This window comes from Agrobacterium sp. GD03872, assembly GCF_029840625.1.
Lineage (GTDB): Bacteria > Pseudomonadota > Alphaproteobacteria > Rhizobiales > Rhizobiaceae > Agrobacterium > Agrobacterium fabrum_A.
Map to the genome: position 1 here is coordinate 317829 of NZ_JAOCCY010000001.1, position 21835 is coordinate 339663.

Consider the following 21835-nt stretch of genomic DNA (forward strand, 5'->3'; position numbering starts at 1 on the left):
GGGAGGAGCCAGACATGACCGGACTATTCGAGCGCCATCATACGACGCTGCAAGCGGCGACCGATGCTGCGGCCAAGCGCGATTACTGGTCTGCCTATCCGGAAGTTCCAAGCGGCAAGATTTATGGCGAAACCGCCAAGGATGATGGTCTAGCCTCTTACAAGGCGCGCCTCGCGCAGCCGTTCCACCTGCCCGGACACCCGGCAGATAAAAGTCCTGTCGGCGTGGAAATCTCTCCCTTCGGCCCGGCGCTCGGCATTACCTATCCCGCCGCATCCGCCGATCTGCTGATTTCGGCGTCGCGCGCCGCCGCGCTGCAATGGGCATCCGCATCGCCGGAGGTGCGCACCGGCATCTGTCTCGAAATACTGGCGCGACTGAATGCCAGAAGCTTCGAGATGGCGAATGCCGTCATGCATACGACGGGCCAGGCTTTTGCCATGGCCTTTCAGGCCGGCGGCCCGCATGCCCAGGATCGTGGTCTTGAGGCGGTCGCTTATGCCTATGCCGAGATGAGCCGCACGCCTTTGCAGGCGATCTGGACGAAGCCGCAGGGCAGGGGCGAGCCGATCGTCATGGAAAAACACTGGCGCATTTTTCCGCGCGGTATTTCACTGGTCATCGGCTGCAACACGTTTCCCACCTGGAACAGCTATCCCGGCCTTTTCGCCAGCCTTGCCACCGGCAATACGGTCATCGTCAAGCCGCACCCGGCCGCGATCCTCCCGCTCGCCATCACCGTCGAGATAGCCCGTCAGGTGCTGGTGGAAGAGGGGTTTGCGGCCGACATCGTGCTGCTCGCCGCCGATGCGCCCGGTGCCGAGATTACAAAGGATCTCGTGCGGCATCCCGCCATCGCTATCATCGACTATACCGGTTCGAACAGTTTCGGCAGCTGGGTGCGGGAAAACGCCGGCAGCGCCGATGTCTATACCGAAGAGGCCGGCGTCAATTCCATCGTGATCGGCGCCACCGACAATTTCGCCGGCATGTGCGGCAACATCGCCTTTTCGCTGTCGCTCTATTCCGGCCAGATGTGCACGGCGCCACAGAATATTTTCGTGCCGCGCGGCGGCATCGAAACGAATGAGGGTCACAAGAGCTTTGAAGAGATCGCCTCCGGTATCGCCGCTGCCGTCGATGCCCTGCTTGCTGACCCGGCGCGTGCCGCCGGTATCTGCGGAGCGATCGCCAATCCCGATACGCTTGCCCGCATTGCGGCGGCCCGGTCGGTCGGCCGCGTCTTGCGCGAGTCCATGCCGGTCGAGGGACTTGAGGAGGCGCGCACCGCAACACCTCTGATCCTTGCCGTCGATGCGGCCGATAAGGACGCTTATGGTGAAGAGCGCTTCGGCCCGATTGCCTTCGTCGTTGCTGTCGATGACGTAACCGAGGGCGTCGACCGGGCCGCCGAACTTGCCGAGCGCAAGGGGGCGATTACGGCCGCACTCTACGAAACAGACGAGGCACGAATTCTCGGCGCAGCCGACCGTTTCGCTGCCGCGGGCGTCAATCTTTCGGTCAATCTGACCGGCGGCATCTATGTCAACCAGAGCGCCGCTTTCAGCGATTTCCACGTTACCGGTGCCAACCCTGCGGGCAATGCCAGCCTGACGGATGCGGCTTTTGTTGCAAACCGGTTCCGCGTGGTGATGTGGCGCCGCCCTGTGGCGGCGTGAGAGGAATTTCGACTTAAACTTTTTTCTTTGGGAGGAGAAATCAACATGAAATTTGTGACGACGACTGCGCTCGCAGGTTCGCTGGCCTTTGCCCTCGGCTTCGCCGCGCCCGCCTTGGCCGACATCAAGATCGGCGCCACCGTTTCCGAAACCGGCCCCGCATCGTTTCTGGGCGACCCGGAAGCCAAGACGCTGAAGATGCTCGTGGAAGAGATCAATGCGGCGGGCGGCGTCAATGGCGAAAAGCTTGAGCTTGTCATCTACGACGATGGCGGCGACCCGAACAAAGCCCGCACCTTTGCGACCCGTCTCGTCGAGGACGATGAAGTCGTTGCGGTGATTGGCGGCACCACGACCGGCACATCCATGGCCGTCATACCGGTCCTTTCTGATGCCGAAGTGCCGTTCATCTCGCTTGCCGGCGCAATCGAAATCATCGATCCGGTCAAGCCCTTCGTCTTCAAGACACCGCATACGGACCGCATGGCCTGCGCCAAGATTTTCGAGGACATGAAGAAGGCCGGCATCGCCAAGATCGGCCTGATCTCCGGCTCGGATGGCTTTGGCGCGTCGATGCGCAAGCAGTGCCTGGCGATCATCGGCGAATATGGCATCGAGGTTCTGGCCGACGAGACCTATGGCCCGACCGATGCCGACATGACGCCGCAGCTGACCAACATCAAGGGCAAGAATGGCATTCAGGCCGTGCTCAACCCGGGCTTCGGCCAGGGCCCGGCAATCGTCACGCGCAATTATGCGCAGCTTGCCGTCGGCCTGCCGCTCTACCAGTCGCACGGAGTCGCCTCGGACGGTTTTATCGAGCTTGCCGGTGCGCAGGCTGCGGAAGGTGTGCGCCTGCCAGGCACGGCGCTGCTCGTCGCCGGGCTGCTTCCGGAAAACGACCCGCAGCGCGCCGTGGTCGTCGCCTACAAGCAAGCCTACGAGAAGGCGACCGGAAAGCCGGTCTCGACCTTCGGTGGCTATGCTCATGACGCCCTCCGCATTCTCGTTGATGCGATCAAGCGGGCTGGCAGCGCCGAGCCTTCGGCAATCCGTGATGCCATTGAAGGCACATCGGGTCTTGTCGGTACGACCGGTACGGTGACGATGTCGGCAACGGATCACCTTGGCCTCGATCTTTCAGCCTTTCGCATGCTGAAGATCGAAAACGGCGGTTGGAAAATCGTCGAATAACCGGACCGTGCCGCCGGTCCGCGCCATCACGGGCGCTGACCGGCGGGAACCGTCGCGCCAAGCGGAGGCCTCCATGCCCGAACTGCTGCAATTCCTTCTGTCCGGGATAACGGTCGGCGCCGTTTATGCGCTGGTCGCTCTCGGTTTCACGATCATCTACAACGCCTCCGACGTCGTGAACTTCGCCCAGGGCGAGTTCGTCATGCTGGGCGGCATGATCATGTTCTTCGCGCATGCCGCAGGCGTGCCGCTGCCGCTGGCCGCGCTCATCGCCATCGTGGTGACGGCGGCGATTGGCGTCGCCCTCAACAAGCTGGCGATAGAGCCGGCGCGCGGCGCGCCGGTCGTTTCGCTGATCATCATCACCATCGGAGCGTCCATTTTCATCCGTGGCGCGACGCAGCTCGTCTTCGACAAGCAGCTTCACCGTTTTCCAGCCTTTTCCGGCGACCAGCCGATTGCCATCGGCGGTGCGACCATTCTGCCCCAGAGCCTGTGGGTCATTGCCGGCGCGCTGGCCGTCTTCTTCTGTCTCTGGCTGTTCTTCACCCGCACGCTTATCGGCCGTGCGGTGCTGGCGACCGCCAATAACCGCGTCGCCGCGCAGCTCGTCGGCATCAATACAAATTATGTGATGACGCTCTCCTTCGCCATGTCCGCCGCCATCGGGGCGCTGGCCGGCGTGCTGGTGACGCCGATTACGCTGACGGGCTATGATGTCGGCCTTGCGCTGGCGCTGAAAGGTTTTGCCGCAGCCATGCTGGGCGGCATGGGCAACCCGAAGGGCGCACTGGTCGGCGGCCTGCTGCTCGGTATTCTGGAAGCAATGACGGCCGGTTATATCAGCTCGCAATATAAGGATGCGGCCGCCTTCATCATCATCCTCGCCGTGCTTTTCGCCATGCCGCAGGGGCTGTTTGGCCACAAGTCGACGGATCGGGTGTGACAATGCGGTTATCGAACAAGGCAACCACGCTACTCATCCTCGCAGCAGTCATCGCGATTGCGCCGGTTTTCTTTCCGTCATCCTATTATTTCCGTGTCGGCTCGCTGATTTTCGTCAACGGTCTTGCGGTGACGGGCCTCGTCATCCTCATCGGTTATGCCGGCCAGATCAGCCTCGGCCATGCGGGCTTTGCCGGCATCGGCGCTTATGCCTGTGCGCTTGCGCCTGTCCATCTCGGTCTGCATCCGGCGCTTGCCGCCGTCCTCGGCGCACTTGTCTCCGCAGCCATCGCCTATCTCGTCGGTCGGCCGATCCTGCGCCTCAAGGGCTATTATCTTGCCGTCGCCAGCCTCGGCTTCGGCATCCTTGTTTCGATGGTTCTCTCGAACGAGGCCAGATTGACCGGCGGGCCGGATGGCATGGCGGTGCCGGAACTGGGGCTGCGCGCCATGCTGAAGGCAATCGGCATCGACCTGTCCAACACCGAGTTCTGGTATGCCTTTTCCGGCGTCGTACTGGTGATCGGCGCCTGGCTGGCGCTCAATCTCTACCATAGCCCGACCGGGCGGGCGCTGCGCGCATTGCATGGCTCGGAAGTCGCCGCCCGCACGGTTGGCGTCGATGTTGCGCACCATAAGCTGGTCGCCTTCGTCATCTCGGCGGTCTATGCCTCGGTTTCGGGCTCGCTGCTGGCGCTGCAGAACAAGTTCATCACGCCTGATGTCGCGGGCTTCATGCATTCCATCGAAATGGTGACCATGACGGTGCTCGGCGGGGCCGGTTCGGTGCCGGGCGCCATTCTGGGGGCCGCGATCCTCACCACGCTGCCGCAGGTGCTGACGATCTTTCAGGAATATGAACAGCTCATGCTCGGCCTTGTGATGATGCTGGTGATGATCTTCATGCGCGAGGGCCTGCTGCCGTCCATCGCGCGCCGTCTCAGAGGGAGGGGAGAATGAGCCTGCTTCAGATCGAGGGTCTCGGCATCGATTTCGGCGGATTGCGCGCCGTCCAGGATGTCGGCTTTTCCCTGAAACCCGGTGAGATCGTCTCCGTCATCGGCCCGAACGGCGCCGGCAAGACGACCCTCTTCAACATGATCTCCGGCGTCTATGCCCCGACGCGGGGCCGCGTTCTGCTGGATGGCGAGGACGTCACCCGCATGTCACCGCACCTGCTCGCCCGCCGCGGCCTGTCGCGCACCTTTCAGAATCTGCAGATATTCCAGTCGATGAGCGTGCTCGAAAACGCCATTGTCGGCCATCATCTGCATGAGCGCGGTTCGGTCTTCGCCGATCTCTTCTCGCTGCCTGCCACGCGTCGCCGCAGCCGGGCGTCGGAGGAAAGTGCGCGGGCCCTGCTCGACCGGGTCGGTCTCGGCCGGGCCGCCGAACAGGAGGCGGGCTCGCTCTCCTATGGCGCGTTGAAACGCCTGGAGATCGCCCGCGCGCTGGCGCTGAAACCCCGCGCGCTGCTGCTCGATGAACCCGCCGCCGGCTGCAACGCCGTCGAGACGGAGGAGATTGATCACCTTATCGCACAGGTCGCGGCCGAGGGCGTGTCGATCCTGCTGGTGGAGCACGACATGAAGATGGTCATGCGCATTTCCAACCACATCGTCGTGCTCGACCATGGCGAAAAGATCGCCGAGGGCGAACCGGCGGCGATTTCGCGCGATCCGCGTGTCATCGAAGCCTATCTCGGCACCCAGGCGGCGGAGGTCCAGAATGCTGACGGTTGAGGGGCTGCGCTCCCGTTATGGCCGCATCGAGGTGCTGCACGGCATCGATCTCGATGTGGCTTCCGGCGAGATTGTCACCGTGGTCGGCGCGAATGGCGCCGGCAAGACGACGCTTTTGAAGTGCCTCTCCGGCACCCAGCCGGTCTCGGCAGGTTCCATCATGTTCCGCGGCGAGGCATTAACGGCTGTTCCGGCGTATTCCCGCGTGAAGCGCGGCCTCGCCCAATCGCCGGAAGGCCGCCAGATATTCACCAATCTCACGGTGGAGGAAAATCTTCGGCTCGGCGCCTATCTCTTCGCCGACGACAAGGTGGAGCGCGACATGCAGGATGCCTTCGTGATGTTTCCGATCCTCAGGGAGAAGCGGAACCTTGCGGCGGGCGGCCTTTCCGGTGGCCAGCAGCAGATGCTGGCGATTGCCCGGGCGCTGATGGCACGCCCCTCCTGCCTGCTTCTGGACGAGCCGAGCATGGGCCTCGCCCCCATCCTCGTCGCGCAAATCTTCGACGTGGTGAAGAGCATGAAGGCGCTCGGCGTCACCGTGCTTCTTGTCGAGCAGAACGCTTTTGGCGCGCTGTCCGTCGCCGATCGCGGTTATGTCATGGAGACCGGGCGCATAACCATGTCCGGCCCTGCCGCAGACCTGATTGCGGACGAACGCATCCGCGCCGCTTACCTGGGAATATGAGACAATGACCGTTACCATCGCCCGCGAAGACGCCATCGCAATCGTCACAGTCGACAATCCGCCCGTCAACGCGCTGTCGCAGGCGCTTCGCCAGGCGCTGGTCGACACGGTGGCGGAGCTGGACGCGGATGCGGGCGTGAAAGTCGTCGTGCTGCTCTGCGCCGGCCGCACCTTCATCGCCGGGGCTGACGTCAGCGAGTTCGGCAAGCCGCCGTTGCCGCCGCATCTGCCGGATGTGGTGGCGAGCATTGAAAACGCGAAAAAGCCCTGGGTCGCGGCGATCCATGGCAGCGCGCTTGGCGGCGGTCTCGAAGTGGCGCTCGGCTGCGCCTATCGGCTGGCGCTTTCCACCGCCAGTCTCGGCCTGCCTGAAGTCAAGCTCGGCATCATTCCCGGCGCCGGCGGCACGGTGCGCCTGCCGCGCCTGATCGGCGCCGCTGCCGCCATCGATCTGGCGACGAGCGGCAGCCCGGTCGGGGCGAATAGAGCAAAAGACTTGGGCCTCATCGATGCCGTGATCGACGGTGACCTTCGCGCAGGTGCGATTGCCTTTGCCAAGAGTGTCGCTGAGAAGCCTCTTCCGCAGCCCATCTCCGGCCGTTCCGTGCCGGCCGCCGAAACCGGTTTTTGGGAAAGCGCCGAAAAAGCCGTGGCTGCCAGGGCGAAGCGCGAAGTTGCGCCGCTGCGCGCATTCACCTCCATCCGCAGGGCGAGCGAAACCGAGTTCGCCGAGGCCATGGCCTTCGAGCGGGAAACCTTCATGGAGCTGCGCGGTTCTTCGCAGGCAGCCGCGCTGCGCCACGTGTTTTTCGCTGAGCGGGCTGCGCCACGTCCGCCTGAGCTATCCGGCATCGCGGCGCGCGACCTTCGCTCGGCAGCCGTCATCGGTGGCGGCACCATGGGGGCAGGCATTGCCGCGGCGCTGCTTGACGCAGGCCTGCCGGTCGTTCTCGTCGAGCGGGATACGGCGGCGGTCGGGCGCGGCCTTGCGAATATCCGCGCCATCTTCGAAGGTTCGGTGAAACGCGGCCGTATCACGCAGGACGCTGCGGACGAGCGCATGGCCGGTGTCATCGGCAGCGATGACTATGGCCTGCTTGCCGACACCGATCTCGTCATCGAGGCAGTATTCGAAGACCTCGCCGTGAAGCGCGCGGTCTTTGAAAAACTCTCCGATGTCTGCCGGCCGGATGCGGTGCTGGCGACAAACACCTCCTATCTCGATCCCAACGCCATCAGCGAGGGCCTAAGGCACCCCGAACGTTTCCTCGGCCTGCATTTCTTCAGCCCTGCCCACGTCATGAAGCTGCTGGAGATCGTGCCGGCAGCGGCGACGGCGCCGGAGGCTCTCGCAACCGGCTTCGCGCTCGCCCGCCTGCTCGGCAAGATCCCGGTTCGCGCCGGCATCTGCGATGGCTTCATCGGTAACCGTATCCTGAAGGTGACGCGGGCGCAGGCCGAACGGTTGCTGCTCTCCGGCGCAACGCCTTCGGCGATCGATGCCGCCATGCGCGCCTTCGGCCTGCCGATGGGCCCTTTCGAGGCGCAGGATCTCGGTGGTCTCGACATTGCCGCCTTCCAGCGCAGGGCAGCGCGCGCGCGCGGTGAAACGCCTTTTGCGCCTGTGGCGGACCGGCTCTGCGCCATTGAGCGTTTCGGCCAGAAATCCGGCGGCGGCTGGTATGATTACCAGTCGGGCGACCGCGCGCCGAAGCCGTCTGAAACCGTGGCGGCGATCATTGCCGAAGAAATGGCCGGCCGGTGCCCACGGGCTTGGGACGAGGCGTCGATTGCGGACGCGATCATTTTACCGATGGTCAACGAGGCGATGCGTATTCTGGAGGAGCATATCGCCCTGCGCTCCGCCGACATCGATCTCGTCAAGATCCATGGTTACGGCTTTCCGCGATGGCGCGGCGGGCCGATGCATTATGCCGGGGAACGAGGCATTGGCGAGGTGGCGGCCCTGCTCGACCGCCTGTCAGCGGAGGGCCTTGCGGAGCCGCCATGCGATGGCCTTCGCCGGGCGGCGGAAACCAATGTCATTTGGCCGACAAACCATCGTTAGCGGGCAAGCTCGCGGCGTCCTGCTGTGCTGCGTCAGCCCTGAGCGCCCCTCGAAACATCTGCCCAGGCCTCCCAGGTGGCAAGTCGGTCAACATATTGCTTCCGTACGATGCCGAGAGGCGCTTCTCCCAGAAAGAGGCGGAGCGGAGGTGATGCGGCGTCGACGACGCTCAGAACGGCGCCGGCGGTTGCTGCCGGGTTTCCCAGCTTGCGCGACGCAGTTGCTGTCCTCAGGCGATCGCGAAGCCCGTTATATTCTTTCATCTGTACGAGATGAACGGAGGAATTTCCCCGCCAGTCGGTATCGTATCCGCCCGGTTCTATCAGCGTTACCTTGATCCCGAACTCGGCGACTTCGGAGGCCAGAGTTTCCCCAAGCCCCTCCACCGCCCATTTGCTGGCGTTGTAGACACCTGCGGTCGGAAACGTGATGATGCCCGCAAGGCTGGAGGTTATGAGGATATGCCCTCCGCCTTGGTTGCGCAGATGGGGCACGGCAGCCTGAATAACCCAGAGTGTACCGAAGAAATTCGCATCGAACTGCGCGCGTGCATTGTCCTCGCCGGTTTCTTCGATGGTTCCAAAGACGGCGTAGCCGGCATTGCTGATAACGACATCGAGGCGTCCGAATGTCGCTACGGCAATATCCACGGCCGCCTTGACATCTCCCTGGCTGCGGACGTCGAGCTCGATCGGCAGGAGGGCGGACCCATATGTCTCAATGAGGCTTGCGAGGGCCGCCTTGTTTCTGACGCAGGCCGCGACCTTGTCGCCCCGCGCAAGGGCTGCTTGCGCCCATACATACCCGAGGCCCCGTGAAGCTCCGGTGATGAACCAGATTTTTTCGTTCATGATTTCATGATCCTTATAATGACGCCGCGGTGAGCAACCGCTGCTCTCCAAACCAATCCTGCTGTCTAGCGAAGGGTTCTCCGTTCAACGAAACCGGCCACATAGCCATCTGGCCGCAAAGTGATCGCCGCCAGACGCTCCAGCGTCGGCATCGGTTCCGCCGGCCGACCGGTCGCCGTGACGATCGCATGTGCGGGGACCCAGGACGGCACGGACGCCCGGGATACGGCGTCAAGCGACAGGCTCAACCATCTGCCATCCGAAAGAAGTGAGAAAAGCGTGGTCTTCACCCCGTTTTCAAGATGCAGTTCGACATCCCGGATACGGGTTCCGGTAAGGCCCCCGGCGGGCTCCATTACATCGCCGGGAAGCGGGAGCGGATAATGGACCCCGAAGCCCGATACCTGAAGCGCAAAATACTGGTTGATTGCCGGAACCTTAAGCATGTCGTTCATCACCCCGCGGAGAGCGAGCCCGTGGGGAGAAAAGGCGGTGATCAGGGCTGCCTGCGCCATGGTCGTATCATGCAGATAAAGACCGATGGGCCGGCGCTCCTGTTCATAACTATCGAGGAGTGTTTCAGGGGCTTCGCCCTTCATAACCATCGCGAGCTTCCACCCAAGGTTCATGGCATCCTGCAACCCCACATTCATCCCCTGTCCGCCGGCGGGCAGGTGGATATGGGCTGCGTCTCCCGCAAGGAAGGCGCGACCCTTGCGATAATGAGCGGCGAGACGGGTTTCGTTGTCGAACCGTGAAAGCCACAGGGGATCGCGGGCGCCCAGGTCGCTTCCGAGAATGTTTCTGGTGGCCGTTTTCAACTCCTCCAATGTCACGGGGTCGGCGCGTGTCTTTCCCCGATCCTCAGCCTCGTTCAAGACAATCCGCCAGTGCCGACCGTCACCGAGCGGAGCAATCATCGCGCAGCCGGCCATGTTGAATTCGCTCAGGACTGGAACCTTCGGCGGATCGCCGAGCACGACATCGCCCATGAACCACATTCCGCTTGCCGGCTGGCCCTCGAAAGCGATGCCGGCGGACTGGCGCACAAGACTACGCGTACCGTCCGCGCCGATCACATATGAGCCGGTATATGCCAGCGGCCCATCCTTACCTTCGGCGTGTACAGACACCGCGTCTTCTTCGATGTCCACCTTGTCCACGGTCGCGCCGCGAACGACTTCGACGCCCAGTTCGAGCGCGCGCTGCTCAAGGATTGCCTCTGTCGCGTCCTGTGGAAGAAAGAGCGTGTAGGGAAACTTGCTGTCGATGAAGTCGAAGCCAAGACGTGTATCGAGGACGGCGTAATGGCCAGTCGGGATTGGTATGCCGGTCCTGATGAATCGCTCTTCCAGTCCTCGCAGGGAAAACATCTCGACTGAACGGCCGTGGATGGTCAGCGCGCGTGACTGATTGATGCGTTCATTTCGACGTTCAAGCACGACGACCGAAAGGCCTGCCAACCGCAGCTCGCAGGAAATCCACAGGCCCACCGGCCCGCCGCCGACGACAATAACGTCACGCTTTTCAACCATGTTTTCACTCCTGGCAATTTTTGGATATTCGTGTGTTTGATCTGCAATATTCCGCCGGAGGCCCTGTGGCTGAGGTCCACTCTCCGGGCGAAAGGCTCCGGCACCAGCCGAGCCGGGCTGCCACCGCGCCGCGACCGGCGAATTCAGCGGATGGAAACGCCGCAGGCGGCTTGGGATTTCAGACGTCAACCGTTTGAGGGCCGGCTTCGGGGCGCTTTTTCAGAGCGACGATGGCATCCACCTCGATCAGCCAATCCGAGTGGCCAAGGGCTTGGACTCCCAGAAAAATACTGGCGCAGACCGGCCAGTGATCGCCAAAGACTTCCTGTCCCGCGGCGAAGATCGGCTCAACCAGTTCGTCGCGGTGCCCGACGACGTTGATGGTCATTCGCACCATCTGGAATGGATGAGCGTTGAGCGCCTTCAAGACATCTGCGATGTTACGAAAGCACTGGGCTGCCTGCAGGGCATGGTCATTCGGGCCGACAAGCTGCCCTGCTCGGTCAATAGCAACCTGCCCGGCGATAAAGGCCAATGGCCCGGAGGGCGCGATCGATATCTGCGCATAAGCGTCATTGAGGGGAGGTGCGATCGTCAAAGGGTTAAAATTCATCACTTGAATCCTTGCATGACAGGGTCCGTCCTCCGGGCTCCGCGGAGGCCAGACTACCGTTGGCGATGTGCAGTTGCGCACGGCTGTTCAGCAGCATCGACCGGTCGAAGAGCGCGGCTGAAGCGTTCGGAAAGATGGATAGCACCGTTGCCGGCGACAGGTTCGCGCCACACTGCCAAAAGATATCGAGAGCCGGCCATTTGGGCCGATAGTCCGACCTTGCCTGGGGGGGTGATGGTTTCCCGTTCCTGGATTCGGTAAAGTCTCGGTTTCCGCTGAGGACGCCCCGAAAACCGCCGCTTTCATGGTCCGCTCCCGGGTCCTGTTGAGTCAAGCGCCGGTCGGTATGGTGCTGGCCCGTCCTCTCCGGCCGGCCTCCATGCCCTCAGAGCGCTGCATCTTGCGGGTGCACAAGATCGACATGTACCTTGCGGCGGTATCGCATCGGGCTGATGCCGTGGACTTGCCGGAAGAGCCGGTAGAAATGACTGAGGTCATCGATCCCGCAGTCGAGCGCGATCTCCGAGATCGGCGTGTTCGACGTCGCCAGCTGGCGGGCGGCATGGTCCATTCTGACGGTGTTGACATAAGCGGACGGCGTCTGGCCCAGCAGCCGGCGGAATGTACGCGAAACATGTTCATGGCTGCGCCCGGAAAACCGGATGAGCGCCGGCACGCCACACCGCAATGCTTGCGGATCCGAGATCGCGTCGCAGGCGCGGGTCATCCAGTCCGGAGCCTCCGCGGGCGCTATATCCGCAACATCGGTCAGCAGATCGGTCATCAGTGCAAGCAGGAAACATTCGATACGTGCAAGCGATCTGTTTCCGCGATCAAGGATATGTTCCAAAGCGGATAATTCCCTGAGCTTTGCCGCATTCAGCCGGAATGCGGCCGGCATTCGGCCATTCGTCCAGAAATATCGCCCTGTCAGCTCGCCTGCGTAGCGATCAAGAAGATGCGCTGCGGTCTCCTGGCTGAATGCGACGTTCACCATTCGGCAGGGAGCTTCTTCGGTGTTCTGGAACGCATGGCGGTCCGGCGGGCGGACAAACATCAGCCCACCGGTTTCGACGCGCTCGACGGCTCCATTGATGAAATGCGAACAGCTGCCGGTAACGATCCAGAAACATTCGTAGAAGTCGTGATCATGAAGAACCGGGGGCGGCGTGCGCTCGATCCAGGGCCGGTTGACATGGAAGGCTTCGCTTGGACCGATCTTGGCTCCCAGGCTGATTGTGAATCGTTTCTTCAAGTCAAATAATCCCACAAAATTATCAAAACTCACCAAGAAATCCGGGAGTATCTGGATAACATTATCAATGATTGTCAAGTCGCGACTGTTGAGTCGGCCGCCGGGGAGAGGCGGCTCCAGGGAGGGGCGTTTTGAGCAATTGCCAAGGGAGGAGAACGCAAATGCTGCAGAAAGTTTTGTGGGCGAGTTGTGTCCTGGCATTGAGTGCCGTCGGCACTTCGGCCTTTGCCGCAACCGTCACAATTGCGGAACACCGGCAGGCAAGGATCGATGCCTTGAAAGCCGTGATTCCGGACATTGAAAAACAGACCGGCGTCGACATTGAACTCGTCGAATATCCAGGCCCAGATCGTGAATATGTTTCAAAATTGCTGACCGAGATCGCCGCCGGGGCCGGCCCCGACGTGTTTTCCCTGCCGAGCATCAGCCAGGTCGTCGATTTCGCGACGGCAGGATATCTGCAGGACGTCACCGAAGAGGTGAAGGCGTCGGATGCCTATAACAGCTTCTACGATATCACCAAAAAGGCCGCCACGTTCGACGATGGCAAAATCTATGTGATGCCGACCATGCTGTCGGTGCAGCAGCTCTTTTTCCGTCGCGACATTCTGGAAAAGGCGGGCATATCGACGGAACAGCCCAAGGATTGGAACGACCTCCTGCAGCGTTCGATCGACGCGAAGGCGAAGACGGGCAGTTACTCGCTGATGCTGCCGATGGGAGTAACCTGGGGCTCGGGCTCTTTCGTCGAGAGTTTCAGGCTCCTGATCGCCGGCAGCTCGACACCGCAGCTTGCGACCGCCGATGGGAAACTCGATCTGACCGGCAAGGGGGTCGGTGAGGTGTTTGGCTTTTATGAGCAGATGGTGACGAACAAGCTGCTGCCGGTCGATCCGCTGCTTGGTCCCGAGCCCTGGGTCATCCCGAAATACGAGATGTTTCCCGCCGGCAAGCTGTTGATAACGAGCTGCGGTTCCTGGTGTTACATCTTCGACTGGGGTCCGAAGAGCAAGAACCCGATCCCCGATGTCACCAAGACCGTGGGTACGTGGTCGGTTCCCGGTAAAGATGGTGGCCAGCATGTCATGGTGGATCTCAGCCATCCCTGGGCGGTCAACGCTTCCGCTTCCGATCCGGACGCCGCGAAGAAAGTGCTCAAAGCCATGGGCTCGGTCAAGCTCATGGTCAGCTACGCCGCGAACGAGGGCAATCTGCCCTCGCGCAAGGATGCGGTGGACGATGCGGATTTCCAGAAGTTGACCGCGCTCGTGCCGCTGATGAAAGACCTCGATCGCGGCGCCTATCTGAAAAGCGCACCGGGCTTCTCGACGGTTATGGAGGGCGTCGGTCGGGCCACGGAGGCGCTGCTGCTCGGAAGCGCCGATGCGGCCGGCGCCCAGAAAATCCTCGTCGATTACGTCAAGGCGACGCTTGGCGACGATGTGGTGAAGTAAGTCCACCGACTATGCGGAGACCGGGGTACGGTAAGCGCCCCGGTTTTCCTTGAACGAAACGGTTCGCTTCGCGGACTGCCGCGTCAGCGGCTGACCTGCCACATCTTCCATGAAAGACGAGTGAAACATGTCCGAGAGCTTCAGACACCGGGAGGCATGGCGCAACCGATGGCTCATCCTGCCTTCCGTATTGCTATTGACAGCCTTTGTCATCTATCCCGCCTTCGTTGCGATCTATACCAGCCTGACCAACGCGGCTCTGACAGGGCCGGCCGCCATGAACCCCCGCTTTATCGGACTGGCGAATTATTCCAGGCTTCTTGCCGACGGCAACTTCTGGCGGTCGCTGGCCATCACCTTCTGGTTCGTGCTGTTCTCGGCCGTGCTTGGCCAGCTTGTGCTCGGTCTCCTCTCCGCCATGCTGCTGCGTCGGCGTTTCGCACTGAGACCCTTGATCAACGCCATCATCCTGATGCCCAACGCGGTGCCGGAAGTCGTTGCGGCCCTGATGTGGGCATCGATGCTGGCGGCCGGGGAATACGGTACGCTCAACAACATTGTCGCCTGGTTCGGTATCGATCCGCAACGCTGGCTGACGACCTTTCCGCTGACGATGATCGTCATCGTCAACATCTGGCGCGGCATAGGCTTTGCGATGATCCTGATGACATCAGGCCTCAGCGCGATCTCCGACGAACTCTATGAGGCGGCCTGGATGGACGGCGCCAGCGCCAGCCAGATATTCAGGCGCATCACGCTGCCCCTGCTTGTCCCGACCGTTTTCCTTTACCTGCTCGTTTCCACGGTCTCCACCATAGGAATTTTCGGGCTTGTTTTCGCGCTGACCCGGGGCGGGCCGGCGGGGGCGACTGAGATCATCGGCATCTACATCTACAATCAGTCGTTCAACGCCTATCAGCTCGGTTACGGCTCGGCCGTCGCCGTGGTGGTGCTGGCGTTCTCGCTGGTGATCGGGATGGTTTATGTCCGCGCGCTGAAGGTGGAAGTCTGATGGCTCAGCGCACAGAGACCGCAAAGGCGACTGCGAGCCGCTATGGGCTCCTCCTTGTCATCAGCCTTTATTGCATAATGCCCTTCGTCTGGCTTCTCATGGCCGCCTTCGACGCGGATGCGACGCTGTTCCTGAAGGTGCCCGAGCAGTTCAGCCTTGCCAACGTCTTCCGGGTATTTCTGGAACAGGACGGGCTGCGATGGCTGATGAATTCCCTTATCGTTTGCGGCCTTTCGACCGTGCTCGTTCTCTTGCTCGCGGGCTTCGGTGGTTATGCCCTTTCGAGAACGCAGGCCTGGTGGAAAAGGCCGTTCCTCTATTCGATCATACTCATCCGGGTCCTCCCGACGACCGCGCTTATCGTTCCGCTCTACAAGGTCATGCTGGGCGGTAATCAGCTCATCGCAAGTGTTGTCCGCCCGATTGTCGATCCGGAATATTTCCGGGCGACGATGCGTATCGTCGGCTTCATCGACGGTTATCTGGGGCTGATCGTGCTGATGGCGACGATGCATTTGCCGCTGGCGCTCTGGATCATGAAGACCTTTTTCGACACGGTCCCGCGGGAATACGAGGAGGCGGCGATCATGGACGGCGCGACCTTCGCGCAGCGCCTGCGCCGCGTGCTTATTCCGCTTGCGATGCCGGGCCTCGCCGCATCGGGCCTCTTCGCCTTCATCGCCGCCTGGGGGGACTTCCTTCTGCCGCTGACCTTCATCTCGTCGCCGGAACTGCGGATGCTGCCGCTTGGCATCTACAGCGCCTTTCTACGCACCAGCGAGATCGACTACGGCCTCCTGGCCGCGATCGCAACCATCTACACCGTCCCCGCCGTCATCGCCTTTGCCTTCGCACGGCGCTTTCTGGTTCAGACCTTCGGCGGCGGATTGAAGGGATAACATCGATGTCTTCCATTACCCTCAGTAAAATCCGCAAAAGCTTCGGCGCACTCGAGATCATCAAAGGTGTGGACATCTCAATCAGGCAAGGCGAATTCGCCGTCTTTGTCGGCCCTTCCGGCTGCGGCAAGTCCACGCTGCTGCGCATGATCGCTGGCCTGGAATCGATCAGCGGCGGTGAGTTCCGCCTCGATGGCGAGCGCATGAACGATGTCTCGCCGGACAAGCGGGGACTTGCGATGGTTTTCCAGTCCTACGCGCTTTATCCGCACATGACGGTGGCGGAAAATATCGGCTTTTCGCTCGATCTGAAGGGTGTCGACAAGGCCGATATCAAGCGGAAAGTCGACGCGGTGGCCGAGAAACTCCAGCTGAGCGCGCTGCTCGATCGCAAACCGCAGGCATTGTCCGGCGGTCAGCGTCAGCGGGTGGCGATCGGAAGGGCAATCATCAAGGAACCCAAGGTGATCCTGTTTGATGAGCCGCTTTCCAATCTGGATGCTGCATTGCGGGTGCAGATGCGTGCCGAGCTGCAGGAGCTGCACCGCACGACGGGGTCCACCATCATCTACGTCACCCACGATCAGGTGGAAGCGATGACGCTCGCCGACCGAATTGTCGTCCTCAAGGACGGCGAGGTGCAGCAGGCGGATCATCCGATCGCACTCTACAAGCGGCCGGATAATCTCTTCGTGGCCCAGTTCATCGGTTCCCCCCGGATGAACGTGTTTCCCGCGCATGTCGAAGCTGTGAACGACACCATTGCGACCGTACTGACCGCCGACGGATGGAGGGTGCACCTGGAGGGGTTCAAGGAACTTGTTCCCGGGCGCAGCCTGCAACTTGGGCTTCGTCCGGAAGACCTCTCTCTGACAGGCGCTGCGGATGCGGACTTTACCGCCGAAACCCTCCTGTCGGAACGTCTCGGCATGGAGACCTACATCTCCTTCAAAACAGGTGGAGCTCCGGCGATCGCCAGAATTGTCGGCGATCATCGGATCGGAACCGGGGAACCCGTCCCCTTGAAGATCAACCACTTCGCGTGCCATCTCTTCGACCAATCCGGTCGAGCGATCCAGCGCGTTCGAAATCACTAGACACGGAGAAAACATGCCTCTGAAACTCGGAGTTATTGGCTGTGGCCTGAAGGCCGCTGGCTATGCGCGAGCATGGGTGAAAAGTCCGCTCGCCCCCACCTTCGTCGCCTTGACCGATACCAGCCCCGCTTCGGTCGAACGTTTTGTCGAGATCGTCCGTCAGGGTGGCGAGCCGAAGGTCTATGAAACGGCTGACGCGCTGCTGGCCTCGGAAGCGGCAAATCTCGACGCCATATATATCTCGACACCGCATGCCTTCCACGCCGGCTATGCCAAGGCGGCGCTGGAGCACGGGCTGCATCTGCTCCTCGAAAAACCGATGTCGCTCAATGCGCAGGAAGCGCGCGAAATTCTGGATGCCCGCGAGCGCGCCGGCCGTCAGGTCGTCGTGGCTTACCAGTCCTCACTCTCGCCGCTCCTGCGGCGCATGCGCGAACGGGCTGATGGCGGTGAATTCGGGGCGCTGCTGGCGATTCACGGCGAGGTCTGGGAGAATTGGCAGAGCCGCTATGGCGCCAGCTGGAAGCAGGTGCCGGCCCTTTCCGGCGGTGGCTTCATCTTCGACACCGGTTCGCATCTTTTCAACGCCGTCCTGCAGATGACCGGACTTGGCTATCGGAGCGTTTCCGCAAGCCTCGATAATCGCGGCCGCGACTTTGAACTGACCGGCGGCGTTTTCGCCAGACTGGACAATGGAACGACCGTAAACCTGACTTTCTGCGGCGACACCATCCCCGGCTGCGAATCCTGCCTGACGCTCTTTTACGAAAAGGCCATTCTACGCGTCGATATCTGGGGCAAATGGTCGGAATTGCGCCAGGGGCAGATATCCACACGCGAAACCGCGGGGGAGGACCTGAACGCGGTCCTGGAAATCTTCGCTGAGACCTGCGCGGGCCGCCGCGCCAACCCTTCCACCGCCGAGCGCAGCCTGCATCTGGCAGAGCTGTGGGACCTCATCAAACAATCTTCGCAACAGGGCAGCGAGCGCCTGATGCTGCAAACCAGGCCGGGAGACCTGACATGACGAGACCAATCCGCATCACGATATGGAACGAGAACTGGCATGAAACCAAGCAGCCCGAAATCCGGGCCGTTTATCCGGAGGGCATACATGGCGCCATCGCCAGCGGAATAGCGGCGGAGGATTTCGAGATCAGAACGGCCACCTTCTTTGATCCGGACTTCGGCCTGACCGATGAGGTTCTGGCTGAAACCGACGTGTTGTTCTGGTGGGGCCACGTCGTCCACAAGGAAGTGCCCGACGAGCTCGTTACCCGGATACAGAAGCGGGTTCTCGACGGCATGGGCCTCGTCGTCCTGCATTCGGGGCATCATTCGAAGCTGTTCGGGCGGCTCATGGGCACTTCATGCAATCTGAGCTGGCGGGAGCATGAAGGCGGCGAGCGTGAGCGGGTGTGGATTGTCGACCCTGCGCATCCCATCGCGGCGGGTTTGCCTGAATCCATCGTCATTCCCCAGTCGGAAATGTATGGCGAACCTTTCGATATTCCCCAGCCTGACCATCTGGTTTTTGTCAGCTGGGTTGAAGGCGGAGAGGTTTTCCGATCGGGTTGCTGCTATCACCGGGGGCGTGGACGCATCTTTTATTTCAGCCCCGGTCACGAAAGCTTCCCGATCTATTTCATGCCGGAAATCCACCGGGTCCTCTCCAATGCCGCCCGTTGGTGCGCAGCGCCGCACGAAGATGGGACCCGCATGATCAACAGGCATCGCCCCGTTCCACTTGAAATGATCCGGAGCGGGCAGGGGGAGCCATGACGTCCGCCTCGTTCTCGGGCGTCGCCGCATGCCGCAGAAGCAATTGCAGTCGGTGGCTATCTGATTTTCCTGTCTGACGCAGCGTGGCAGCTGGCGTGTCCCGGCTCCCATAAGGTGCAACTGGAGAATGGTCCGAGAGGTGAGAATGTTGGGGTGCGGGGTGGTAATGGCGAGCATCGCCAACACCCCGTCGGGCGGGTTTGCCCGGCCGCAGATACACCGGTAATCAACGAACCTGCAAATGAACAATCCGGCTTGTCGCCGGATCGGTCGCCAGCGCCCTTATCTCATCCCTAAAGGCTGCATGACACGAACCCGATATGCTGCAGCTTGTGTGGCATGCGATGGCATTTTGTCCCGCAAGCAAGGCGGAGAAGATGAGTCTGGCCGATAAAAAGTTGATTTTATTTGGAAAACTGGAGCGGGCGAAGGGATTTGAACCCTCGACCCCAACCTTGGCAAGGTTGTGCTCTACCCCTGAGCTACACCCGCTCAAATCCACCGGTCCGGGGTAGTTCGCTGAACCGTGGGCCGCTGAAGCAGCGACGGGCGCTATATCGCTCAATCGATTTTGGAATGCAACAGGGAAATGACAAAAACGCGAAGATTTCTTTGAGAAATGCGACAAGCGGCGGAAATGATTGAGAATTTTTCACTTTGCTGTTTTTTCCTGCGTTGCCAAGCGCCGGTTGCCCGCTTAATCAGGAAACAATGACAATGGAATCGGCGGAGACGGGCGGCAGGACCATGGCGGAAAATTCTCAGAAGACGGCAGCGGAGCTGTTCGAATTTCTCGACGGGCTCGGCATTTCTCACAGTACGAAACAGCACGAGCCGGTATTTACCGTCGCGGAGTCCCTGTGGCTGCGCGATCTCGTCCCCGGCGGCCATACAAAGAACCTCTTTGTAAAGGACAAGAAGGATCAGTATTTCGTTCTGACTGTTGAGGAAAGCGCGGTCGTCGATCTGAAAAGCGTGCACAAGACCATTGGTGCGGCCAGCCGCGTCTCCTTTGGCAGGCCGGAAAAAATGCTGGAATATCTGGGCGTCGTGCCGGGATCGGTCACAGTCTTCGGGGCCATCAACGACACGGACAGGCAGGTCACCTTCGTGCTCGACAGTGATCTCCTGAAAAACGAGCTGGTCAACGCCCACCCGCTTTCCAACGACCAGACGACGACGATCGCATCTGGGGATCTCATTCGCTTTCTCGAGGCGACCGGACATGCGCCGCTTGTCTTGAAAGTCAGCGAGTGAGATACGATCTTTGCTTCAACTGAGACACATGACAGAGATTACGGGAGACCGGCATGAGCGGCGACAATAATCCTTACGGCGGTTCCTATGGCGGACAGATGTCCGCGAGCGCGCATTACAATGGCGAGCTGAACGGTGCGGCCTCCGGCCACATCAAGGACACCACCACGGCCGGATTTTCCAAGGATGTGCTTGAGGAATCGCGCCGCCAGCCGGTTCTGGTGGATTTCTGGGCGCCGTGGTGCGGCCCGTGCAAGCAGCTGACGCCCGTGCTCGAAAAGGTCATCAACGAGGCGAATGGCCGTGTGAAGCTCGTGAAGCTGAATATTGACGATCATCCCTCAATCCCCGGCCAGCTGGGCATCCAGTCCATTCCGGCAATCGTCGCCTTTGCCGATGGCCGACCGGTGGATGGCTTCATGGGCGCTGTGCCGGAAAGCCAGATCAGGCAGTTCATCGACAAGATCGCCGGACCCGATGCGGGCGATCCCAAGGCCGAGATCGAAGCCGTTCTGGTGGAGGCGAAACAGCTTCTGGCTGATGGCGATTTTAATGGTGCAGCGCAGCTTTTCGGCGCCGTCATGCAGGCCGATCCGGAAAACCCGGCCGCGGTTGCCGGCATTGCCGAATGCATGATCGCCGCCGGGCAATATGAGCGGGCAAGCGAATTGCTCGCGTCCCTGCCTGCGGAGCTTGGCGAAGATGCGGGCATTCAGCTCGTTTCGAAAAAGATCGCGCAATATGAGGAAGCTCGCAAGATCGGCGATCCCGTCGCACTCGAGCACGATCTCGCGCAAAATCCCGACCATCACGAGGCGCGGGTGAAACTCGCCAAGGTGCTGAACGCACAGGGGCGGCGCGATGAGGCGGCGGACCATCTGCTCTACATCATGCGCAAGGACCGCACCTTCGACGATGATGGCGCGCGCCGCCAGCTTCTGGAATTTTTCGAGGCCTGGGGCTTCAAGGACCCGGCGACCGTCGCCGGCCGCCGGAAGCTTTCGTCGATACTGTTTTCGTAATGCGGGCATATCCCGGCCGTGGCGGCTGAGCCACCGGCCGGGCAGCAGTGAACAGGGGGCTTGATCCCATGCATGTCGGAAATGCAAGATATGTGAAGAATGACGACCTGCCGGAAACCGTGCCCGTCTTTCCATTGCCGGGCGCCCTGCTTCTGCCGGAAGGCCATCTTCCGCTCAACATTTTCGAGCCGCGATATCTTGCCATGATCGACACGGCGCTGGCCGGCCACCGTCTCATCGGCATGGTGCAGCCGGCTCTTCACGTCATCGAGTCAGGGCTTGAAGGCGGACCACTGAGCGCGGTCGGATGTCTCGGCCGCATCACCTCCTTTTCCGAAACGGGCGATGGCCGCTACATCATCTCGCTCACCGGGGTCTGCCGCTTCCGCCTGCTGGAAGAGGTGGAGGCCGATAACCCCTATCGCAGCTTCCGGCATGCGCCTTTCATCGCCGATCTCTCGGGCGAATATGACGAGGAGGCGGTGGACCGCGAGAACCTGCTGCGCGTCTTCCGCTCCTTTCTCGATGCCAACCAGCTGGAGGCGGATTGGGAGAGCGTGGAACGGGCGGGCAACCGCGTGCTTGTCAATTCGCTTTCCATGATGTCACCCTTCGGCCCCGCCGAAAAACAGGCGCTCCTGGAGGCGCCTGATCTGAAGACGCGGGCCGAAACACTGATCGCCATCACCGAGATCCTTCTCGCCCAGGGGTCGGGCGAGGGCGGGACCGTGCTGCAATAGGA

Annotated in this window: 20 protein-coding genes and 1 tRNA gene; 16 read left to right on the forward strand and 5 right to left on the reverse strand. The window is 61.3% G+C overall.

Annotated features, from left to right (window positions below):
* Nucleotides 1–14: 14 nt before the first annotated feature.
* From paaN to N5D22_RS01490, 7 genes are all read left to right on the forward strand, one after another.
* Nucleotides 15–1679: a phenylacetic acid degradation protein PaaN gene (paaN, locus tag N5D22_RS01460; protein WP_279655763.1), complete on the forward strand. Its 1665-nt coding sequence runs from the start codon at nt 15–17 to the stop codon at nt 1677–1679.
* A gap of 45 nt (nt 1680–1724) precedes the next feature.
* A complete protein-coding gene (locus tag N5D22_RS01465) occupies nt 1725–2873 on the forward strand; it encodes an ABC transporter substrate-binding protein (protein ID WP_279655764.1) in 1149 nt (382 codons plus the stop codon).
* Between the two features lie 73 nt (nt 2874–2946).
* On the forward strand, nt 2947–3819 hold the full coding sequence (locus tag N5D22_RS01470) for a branched-chain amino acid ABC transporter permease (RefSeq protein ID WP_279655765.1): 873 nt from the start codon (nt 2947–2949) through the stop codon (nt 3817–3819).
* 2 nt (nt 3820–3821) lie between these two features.
* Nucleotides 3822–4778: a branched-chain amino acid ABC transporter permease gene (locus tag N5D22_RS01475; RefSeq protein ID WP_279655766.1), complete on the forward strand. Its 957-nt coding sequence runs from the start codon at nt 3822–3824 to the stop codon at nt 4776–4778.
* A complete protein-coding gene (locus N5D22_RS01480; protein WP_035227464.1) occupies nt 4775–5560 on the forward strand; it encodes an ABC transporter ATP-binding protein in 786 nt (261 codons plus the stop codon). The genes N5D22_RS01475 and N5D22_RS01480 overlap by 4 nt, the downstream gene beginning before the upstream one ends.
* Entirely contained in the window at nt 5547–6248 is a 702-nt protein-coding gene (locus N5D22_RS01485; RefSeq protein ID WP_279655767.1) for an ABC transporter ATP-binding protein, read from the forward strand. Before N5D22_RS01480 ends, N5D22_RS01485 begins: the two co-directional genes overlap by 14 nt.
* 4 nt (nt 6249–6252) lie before the next feature.
* On the forward strand, nt 6253–8316 hold the full coding sequence (locus N5D22_RS01490) for a 3-hydroxyacyl-CoA dehydrogenase NAD-binding domain-containing protein (RefSeq protein ID WP_279655768.1): 2064 nt from the start codon (nt 6253–6255) through the stop codon (nt 8314–8316).
* A gap of 32 nt (nt 8317–8348) precedes the next feature.
* Here N5D22_RS01490 and N5D22_RS01495 read toward each other — a convergent pair whose 3' ends face one another.
* The 4 genes from N5D22_RS01495 to N5D22_RS01510 form a co-directional block, all read right to left on the reverse strand.
* Entirely contained in the window at nt 8349–9167 is an 819-nt protein-coding gene (locus N5D22_RS01495; protein ID WP_279655769.1) for an SDR family NAD(P)-dependent oxidoreductase, read from the reverse strand.
* 65 nt (nt 9168–9232) lie between these two features.
* Nucleotides 9233–10702: an FAD-dependent monooxygenase gene (locus tag N5D22_RS01500; protein WP_279655770.1), complete on the reverse strand. Its 1470-nt coding sequence runs from the start codon at nt 10700–10702 to the stop codon at nt 9233–9235.
* Nucleotides 10703–10880: 178 nt separating this feature from the next.
* Nucleotides 10881–11315 carry a RidA family protein gene (locus N5D22_RS01505; RefSeq protein ID WP_279655771.1) on the reverse strand — a complete coding sequence of 145 codons (435 nt, stop codon included), beginning with the start codon at nt 11313–11315 and terminating at the stop codon, nt 10881–10883.
* A gap of 385 nt (nt 11316–11700) precedes the next feature.
* Nucleotides 11701–12648: an AraC family transcriptional regulator gene (locus N5D22_RS01510; protein ID WP_279655772.1), complete on the reverse strand. Its 948-nt coding sequence runs from the start codon at nt 12646–12648 to the stop codon at nt 11701–11703.
* An 83-nt stretch (nt 12649–12731) separates the two neighbouring features.
* On the opposite strand from N5D22_RS01510, the gene N5D22_RS01515 reads away from it, so the two are divergent.
* The 6 genes from N5D22_RS01515 to N5D22_RS01540 all read left to right on the forward strand — a co-directional run bounded on the left by N5D22_RS01515 (nt 12732) and on the right by N5D22_RS01540 (nt 18814).
* Nucleotides 12732–14024 (forward strand): extracellular solute-binding protein, encoded by a 1293-nt coding sequence (locus N5D22_RS01515; RefSeq protein WP_279655773.1) that lies wholly within the window; start codon nt 12732–12734, stop codon nt 14022–14024.
* Nucleotides 14025–14151: 127 nt separating this feature from the next.
* Entirely contained in the window at nt 14152–15036 is an 885-nt protein-coding gene (locus N5D22_RS01520) for a sugar ABC transporter permease (protein ID WP_279655774.1), read from the forward strand.
* Nucleotides 15036–15935, forward strand: coding sequence for a carbohydrate ABC transporter permease (locus tag N5D22_RS01525; protein WP_279655775.1), 900 nt, complete (start codon nt 15036–15038; stop codon nt 15933–15935). The genes N5D22_RS01520 and N5D22_RS01525 overlap by 1 nt, the downstream gene beginning before the upstream one ends.
* 5 nt (nt 15936–15940) lie before the next feature.
* Entirely contained in the window at nt 15941–17032 is a 1092-nt protein-coding gene (locus N5D22_RS01530) for an ABC transporter ATP-binding protein (RefSeq protein WP_279655776.1), read from the forward strand.
* Between the two features lie 13 nt (nt 17033–17045).
* On the forward strand, nt 17046–18059 hold the full coding sequence (locus N5D22_RS01535; RefSeq protein ID WP_279655777.1) for a Gfo/Idh/MocA family oxidoreductase: 1014 nt from the start codon (nt 17046–17048) through the stop codon (nt 18057–18059).
* Complete coding sequence (locus N5D22_RS01540) at nt 18056–18814, forward strand: ThuA domain-containing protein (RefSeq protein WP_279655778.1); 759 nt, start codon at nt 18056–18058, stop codon at nt 18812–18814. Before N5D22_RS01535 ends, N5D22_RS01540 begins: the two co-directional genes overlap by 4 nt.
* 417 nt (nt 18815–19231) lie before the next feature.
* Here N5D22_RS01540 and N5D22_RS01545 read toward each other — a convergent pair.
* A tRNA-Gly gene (locus N5D22_RS01545) sits at nt 19232–19306 on the reverse strand.
* A 255-nt stretch (nt 19307–19561) separates the two neighbouring features.
* On the opposite strand from N5D22_RS01545, the gene N5D22_RS01550 reads away from it, so the two are divergent.
* The 3 genes from N5D22_RS01550 to N5D22_RS01560 all read left to right on the forward strand — a co-directional run bounded on the left by N5D22_RS01550 (nt 19562) and on the right by N5D22_RS01560 (nt 21833).
* Nucleotides 19562–20071 carry a prolyl-tRNA synthetase associated domain-containing protein gene (locus N5D22_RS01550; protein ID WP_279655779.1) on the forward strand — a complete coding sequence of 170 codons (510 nt, stop codon included), beginning with the start codon at nt 19562–19564 and terminating at the stop codon, nt 20069–20071.
* Between the two features lie 53 nt (nt 20072–20124).
* The gene (trxA, locus tag N5D22_RS01555) at nt 20125–21093 is read left to right on the forward strand and encodes a thioredoxin (RefSeq protein WP_279655780.1); all 969 of its coding nucleotides are present in this window, start codon (nt 20125–20127) and stop codon (nt 21091–21093) included.
* A 68-nt stretch (nt 21094–21161) separates the two neighbouring features.
* Complete coding sequence (locus N5D22_RS01560) at nt 21162–21833, forward strand: LON peptidase substrate-binding domain-containing protein (RefSeq protein ID WP_279655781.1); 672 nt, start codon at nt 21162–21164, stop codon at nt 21831–21833.
* The last annotated feature ends 2 nt before the right edge of the window (nt 21834–21835 follow it).